Below are 6658 nucleotides of genomic sequence, written 5' to 3' on the forward strand. Positions count from 1 at the left end.
GGGGGGGGCCCCGGGGCGCCCCCCCCCGGCGCCCACGGTAGCGGGCAGCCGCCTGGGGCTGGCCGTCCGCATCCAAGGCGTCGGCGGCGAGCCGGTAGGCGGCTGCGAGCACCGGGCCGTAGGCGGTGGGAGCGTCGGCGAGGTAAGGGCCGACGGTCTGGACCGCGGACCCGGCGTCGCGCCACGCGCCGGCCGTGTCCTCCGGGAGAAGCGCGCGGCCTCGCGCTGTCAGAACGGCTGCCAGGCTGACGCGTGTGGCCACCAGTTCCTCGTCGTCGGAAGGAAGCAGGCGTGCCCGTACCTCGACGACTCCGGCTGTCAGGGAGACCGCTTCGTCGTAGTGCCCGGCGTAGTGGTGGAAGCTTCCCAGGTTGCAGCGGGTGGCGAGCGTCAGCGGGTGGTCGCTGCCGTGGAGGCTCTCGTAGTCGGCAGCGGCTTGCGTCCCGAGGGCGATGGCGTCGTCCAGCTGCCCGGACTGGAAGTGGAAGGCGGCGAGGCTCCCGCGGCTGAGCAGCGTGTCGGGGTGGTCGGAACCCAGGAGCTGTTCGCGGGAGGCGAGCACCTGTCGACCGAGGATGACGGCCTCCTCCGGGCGTCCGGCCTGGCCGCAAGCGGCCGCGAGATCGTGCCGCGTGCTGATGGTACGAGGGTGCCGCGCGCCCAGGGCACGCTCGTGGTCAGCCAGTGTCCGTCGGCCGAGGGCGATGGCGTTCGCCAGGAAGCCGGCGTTCCGATAGCTGGCGACAAGGTTCCCACCGGCTCGGAGGGTGTCTGGGTGATCGTTGCCCAGGACACGCTGACAGTCCGCCAGGACGCGCTGGCCGAGGACGATGGCCTCCGCCAGGCGACCGGCATCCCGATACGAGCATGCGAGGTTCCCGCGGGTGGCCAGGGTGTCCGGATGGTCGGCCCCGATCACACGTTCGCGATCGGCGAGGACTTCCTTTCCCAGCGCGATCGCCTCGTCGATCCGGCCGGTCCGACTCAATCCGAGCGCGACGTTGCCGCGGGTGGTGAGTGTGTCGGGATGGTCAGGCCCGAGGATCCGCTCGCGGTCCGCGAGCGCCCGCTGCCCGAGCGCGATGCCCTCGTCCAAGCGCCCGGCCTCGATGTAGTCGAGTGCGAGATTGCTTCGGGTGGTGACGGTGGTGGGGTGATCGGTGCCCAAGTCCCGATCGCGGTCGGCGAGTGTCCGCTCCCTCAGGGCGATGCCCCGGTCGACGAGGCCGAGTTCCGTGCACGCGCTCGCCAGATTGCCGCGGGCCACGAGGGTGGCGCGGTGCCCGGAGCCCAGCACCCGCTCGCAGTCCGCTACCGTGCGCTCCCCGAGATCGACCGCCTCTCGGAGGAGGCCCGCCCTCCGATAGGTGCTGATGAGGTTGCCGCGCGCCAGGAGAGTGGTCTCGTGGGTGCCGCCGAGGACGCGCTCGCTGTCGGCGTCCGCCCGGCACCCGATGGCGACGGCGTCGGCGAATTCCCCGGCTTGGCGCAAGGCGACCGCGAGGTTCATCCGTGCGACGATCGTCGCCTCGTGGTCGGCCCCGAGCCTCCGCTCGGCGGTCGACGTGAACCGGGTCCAGTGGTGGGCGGCCGCCCGGTTCAGGCCTGCCTCGACGAGGCTGTGTCCACTGCGGGACAGGACCGAGGGCATGCCGTCCTGCCCATCCCAGAGCTGATCCTCAGCACGCTCGTCGAGTGTGGCGGTGTTGGCCCGTAGGACGGCGGCGAGGTCGCGGTCGGAGTGGTCCTCGTCCGGCCATACCGCGGTGAGGGCCTGGGCCGCGACCTGCGCGGTGCGGGCGAACCCGGGAACGGTGAGGGTGTCCCGGACGGCGTGCTGTACGAGCTGGTGGATGCGGACGCTGTCGAGGGGGCTGTCGGGGAGGTGGTCGATGAGGCTGAGACGGTGGAGGGCTCTCAGCGCGAGCCGCGCGTGCTCCGCGCTGACCGGGTGCCGGGTCTCCGCCGCGCCTTCCCGCTCCGATTCCGGCTCCAGGAACCGGCCTGCCGACAGGTGGGCGAGCACGGGAGGGCTGTCGAAGACGGCCTCGGGGATGCCGGTGGGCGAGAGGAAGGCGGCGAGTTCGAGCACGGGGCGGGCCAGGCCGGGAGGGTGGAGGGAGTCGGCACGTTCGATGGAGAGGTCCCATGCGGCGGCGACGGTGTGCGGCTGGTCGTCCGGCAGTCGATCGGGGGCCGCCTCGGCGAGCGTGCGGGCGCGGTCCGCGAGCAGGGCGCGGTAGCGGCGGCAGGGAAGTCCGGTGTCGATGAGGTAGGCCGCCGCTTGGGAGAGCGCGAGCGGAAGGTGGCCGAGGTCCTCGGCGAGCGCGGCGAGTTCGGTGTCGGCTTCCTGTCGGTCTGCGGCGGCGAGGGCCTCGGTGAGATAGACCTGGGAGTCGACCGGGGTGAACACTCCGAGCGGAACGATCCGGCGGCCCATGGTGAGGGCGGCGTCGCGTCGTCGGCTGGTGAGCAGGGTCCGCCCCTGCGGGCTGGCAGGCGGCCACAGCCCGGTGAGGTCGGCGGGATCGGACACGTCGTCCAGGACGACGAGCCACCGGCAGGGCGGTCGTCCGGGCCCTGGCTCGAGCCATGCCAGGAACTGCCGGGCCGCCTGCTCGGCATCGGAGGCTTCGGTCCCCAGGAGCTCGGCGGCCGCCGACGCGAACCCGGCCACCACCTCCGTGGTGGAGGCTGCGGCGATCCACACGAGGACGTCCAGCTCGCCGCCGTGCCAGAGGGTGCGGGCGTAGTGGGCGGCGAGCTGGGTCTTGCCGACCCCGCCCAGGCCCAGTACTACGCCGGCCGCCGGTGCGACCACGACCGTGTTGCCGCCCTGGTCGAGTGCACGTGCCAGACGTTCCGACTCGCCGCGCACCTGGAAGCAGCCGGCCTGCGGCGGGATCCGCCCCACCAGATGCGGCCATGCGGCAGGCCGTCGGACGGCCCGCTGGTGCACGGTCAGATTGGCGGCCTGGTACACATCACCGTGGACGGTGCTGTTGATGATGCGGTTCGAGACGCCCCGTACCGTCTGCTCGTCGTCCACGCGCTCGCCCCCCCCCCCGCTAATCGTGTCCAACCGCGTTCAGTATCGCGCCGGAGAGAGCTGACGGGCACGGGAAGTGGAGCATCGGATCTGTCCGGTGCGGGTGGGCTCGTTCGGCTGGTGCGGGGACGGCGCGGGCGAAGTCTCTCGGAGCGGTCGGGGCTGGCGTGGACCCCCGGATCTACTGCGGAAGATCCGGGGGCCGCGGAGCGGGCCGACTCGCGTCAGCTGCGGTCTTGGCGGTCGCCGCGGCTTCCGCGCGCTCCTGAGGCGTGTCAGCTGCCCTGGGCAGTTGCTCGGCGGTCGGACGCATCCGCATCGGCATCGTTTCGGTGCCCGCTGATTTTCCGCGGAAAAATTCAGGACGGCCGAGCGCCGGGGATCGCAGGACGGACAGTGCCCGGCAACCAGTGCGGCGACACACTCCCCCACGGTGTCAGACACCGCGCCAGACTCGTCGAGGCTGGGTCGTCCGGTCGGCCCTGGTGCGGCCGATCGTAGCTCGGCCCGGCTGCCCGACGTCCCTTCGAAATTTTCCGCGGAAAATCAGCGGGTCACCATCCCCCCGTCCATGGCCGAGCGCCCACGGCACCCACCGCTCCCCCGTGCCTCCGTCACTGGTCCGCTCATGGCGTCCGGCCGGTGGTCCCGGTGGCGGCCACGCCCTCGTCGTCCTCATCTGGCCAGCGCCCATCGATGTGGAGCTGGATCAGCGCGGCGTGGGAGAGCGGGCGAGCAGGGTCGGTGACGTCGCCGTTGGTGGTGTAGTCGAGGAGTACGACCTCGTCCTTGCTCCTGAGCAGCTCGACCAGGTCAGCAGCTCGGTGCTCAAGGATCCAACGGTAGGCCGGTAGGTAGATCCGGCGCCGGGCCGTTTCATAGGTCAGCAGCCGATCGCCGTCCAGACCGGCACGATGGCCTCGGACAGGGCCGTACCGACGGACCGTCCGCTTCAGGCCCTTCATCGTGGTGATCCGGAGCTTCGCTGGATCGACGTCAGAGTCCTGGAAGACCTTGAGAGCCTGCCAGATGCCTTCCACGGACTCACTGGTCACTCCCTCGCTGCAGGGGACCGGGATGCCTTTGTGCGGGTAGAACGGGCTCAGTCGTACCCACGGATCCGACGCCTTGGAGGTGACGTCGATGATCTCGGCACCGGGAAAAGCGGCGGTCAGTGACACCATCCCACGGCGGCGGCTAGCGATACGGATTGGCATCTGAGGTCCCCCTGGCTCGATGGCAGTATCACCGAGCATGTCGGGTGCCACTGACAACCCGCCCGCGTCCAGCACAGCGGGCCGGCATTGACGAGCAACCGACGTGGATCTCCTGTAGCCATCCGTGGTGAGAGCGAGGCCGGCCGCAGTGCGTGGAGCCGCGGCCTCAATGCCGGTGGGTACGGAGTGAGGACAGCCCGTGTGCTTCGGGTCGAGTTAGTAGCGTGCGACGCCCAGTGGCATCGGGTTCGGGAAGGCGCCCTGGGGCACTGAGCCTGGCGGATCCCTGACGCACCGACGATGGCTCCCCCGCTCCGCTACTTCCCGGCCTCGAATTTTCCGCGGAAAATTCGGGGCCGCCGGGCTTCCCTGCAAGAGCTGGACCGGGCGGACCGTAACGATGCTCTGGCGCCCTTCGGGGATGGCACGCACCGGTCGGTCTGTCCGAACGGTTCGAGGCGTTGGACGCTGGCACCGTCGACGACAGCGATCGAGAATTTTCCGCGGAAAATCGATCGGCCGCAGGAACAGCACCCTCGGGGTCTCGGCAGAGCGCCCGCCCTGACCACCTGGTCGAGTCCGACCTCGGCAGTCACAGGGCACTCGGTGACTGAGCGGGGCCGGCCTCCGCCCCGGTGATCCTTTCGTGCCGCGGCCCGGCTCCCCCACGAAGACACCGTGTTGAAGCCGCCGGCCGCTACCGGCCCGGGCAGGTGGCGAAGGTGTACTCGTCCGCGATGTTGAAGACGCTGGCGCAACGAGGGCATTCGCCGTCGCCGAGGAGATGCGTGATTCCGTCGGCGAGTGCCTCCTGCCCGTCCCGGGTGGCGGTCTCGTACATCCACCGGCCGATGCCTGAGAGTCGTTCGGGGGCCGCAGGCCGAAGGTCGCGTCGGTCGATGTCCCCCAGGTTCCAGTCCCTGATCGCCGAGTAGCGCCCGTAGTCGCCGATAGCAATCGTCACCTCGGCATCGCAGTGGGGGCAGGCGAGGTGGTAGGAGTCGTCGGCGAAGCCATCCAGGCCGGCACTCCAGTGGTACTGCCCCTTGGCTGCCAGCAGGTCGAGGAACGCCACGACGTAGTCGGTCGGCCTCGACCTGAGGTGCCGGTCCAGCAGCACGCCGAACTCGGCGATCGTCTCGGCGCAACCCGCGAGCAGTTCGTCATAACCATGGCCGCCCGCACACCGGACGATCGTCCCGGCCAGCACGCGCGCCCGCGAGTCGCCCGACGCGAGCCGCACCAGGTGGGGAAGAGCTGCGAAGCTGACAGGGGAGACGAGATCGTTCTCCAGGCACAGCCGGTATCCGAGCTCCTGCCAAGCTTCGGCATCATCCTCGCGTTCGACGCGCTCCAGAAGCGCGGGAACGCGGTCGACGTCCCCGAAGCAGTCATGCATCCGTGTCCAGTCGACCACGCCGGTCGGTGGCCGACTCGCGCCGCCGGGCCGGACCCGATCTGTTTCCCCGAGCTGTCGATGCACTGGTCAGCGATCCTGGCGGGCGGTCGGTGTGTTCGTACGGTGCGATCCGTTCTGCGCAGGAACTCCGTCCGGCCAAACAGGACTCAGCTCGTTGTCCATTGCGGCGACCAGCCACTGGGTGAAGGTCACGCCCTGCGGCCGGCAATCGCCGTCGGCGTTGAGCCACATCGCGCCGGCGGGATCACGGAAGTCGATCATCGACCACATCGCGCAGCCCCAGTCGTGGAGCGGCACCACTCCGGCGGGCACTCCCCCGGTGGGATCCGGTCCGTACTCATAGGCTTCCGCGAGATGTTCGCGGCACTGGCCCACGTCGACCGGCAGCACTCCGTCGGCGGGCCCGAAGCCGCCCTTGGAGACCTCCGTGTAGAGGCGCCGCAGAAGCGGTGGGAAGGCGAAACCGAGGACGTGTTCCGCCCCGGCGACTGCCTCGGGCGGGCGGGCTCGGAGGCGTCCGGTCTCGGGCGATCTCTCGGCAGGCTTCGATGATCTCGTCGTCGGTCACCGGAGGATCGTAGGAGATGGCTCGGACATCGGCAGCCGTCGTTCTCTGATGGCTCCGTTCCACCGGCGAGCGGGCGGGCCTGGCGTGCTCGTTGGCCGTCGCCCGAGGCAGTCTGCGCGCCGATCGATGCGTGCGGCGGGAGCAGACCGGATGACACGACCGGTCGATCCATCGGCTTCAACGGGACCTCACGGAATTTTCCGCGGAAAACTCAAGACCTCCGGGGGAGAGGAAGATCGAAGCCGCAGGGGAGTGGTGGAGCCTGTGCCAGCCACGCCACCAGTCGACGACCACCTCGGGGGGGGGGGGGGGGGGTGGGTCGGTTGTTATTTTTTGTTTATACGGGCTGGCGCCCTGGTGTGGCCGGGGGGGGTGTTGGGCGGGGGGGTAGTGGGTGTGCGAGA

The 6658-nt window shown here is 70.3% G+C and carries 4 protein-coding genes; all 4 read right to left on the bottom strand.

The features are described 5' to 3' along the window. Window positions 1-3049: FxSxx-COOH system tetratricopeptide repeat protein (fxsT, locus tag ACFWXO_RS18525; RefSeq protein WP_380524910.1), on the bottom strand; the 3049-nt coding region annotated here is incomplete at its 3' end. 626 nt (window positions 3050-3675) lie between these two features. Next, the gene (locus ACFWXO_RS18530) at window positions 3676-4305 is read right to left on the bottom strand and encodes a DUF6939 family protein (protein WP_380524967.1); all 630 of its coding nucleotides are present in this window, start codon (window positions 4303-4305) and stop codon (window positions 3676-3678) included. A 658-nt stretch (window positions 4306-4963) separates the two neighbouring features. Next, a complete protein-coding gene (locus ACFWXO_RS18535) occupies window positions 4964-5665 on the bottom strand; it encodes a hypothetical protein (RefSeq protein ID WP_380524911.1) in 702 nt (233 codons plus the stop codon). An 87-nt stretch (window positions 5666-5752) separates the two neighbouring features. Continuing rightward, window positions 5753-6076: a hypothetical protein gene (locus ACFWXO_RS18540; RefSeq protein WP_380524912.1), complete on the bottom strand. Its 324-nt coding sequence runs from the start codon at window positions 6074-6076 to the stop codon at window positions 5753-5755. Between the last annotated feature and the right edge of the window lie 582 nt (window positions 6077-6658).

The organism is Kitasatospora sp. NPDC059088, from assembly GCF_042738155.1.
In the GTDB taxonomy this organism is placed as follows: Bacteria; Actinomycetota; Actinomycetes; order Streptomycetales; family Streptomycetaceae; genus Kitasatospora.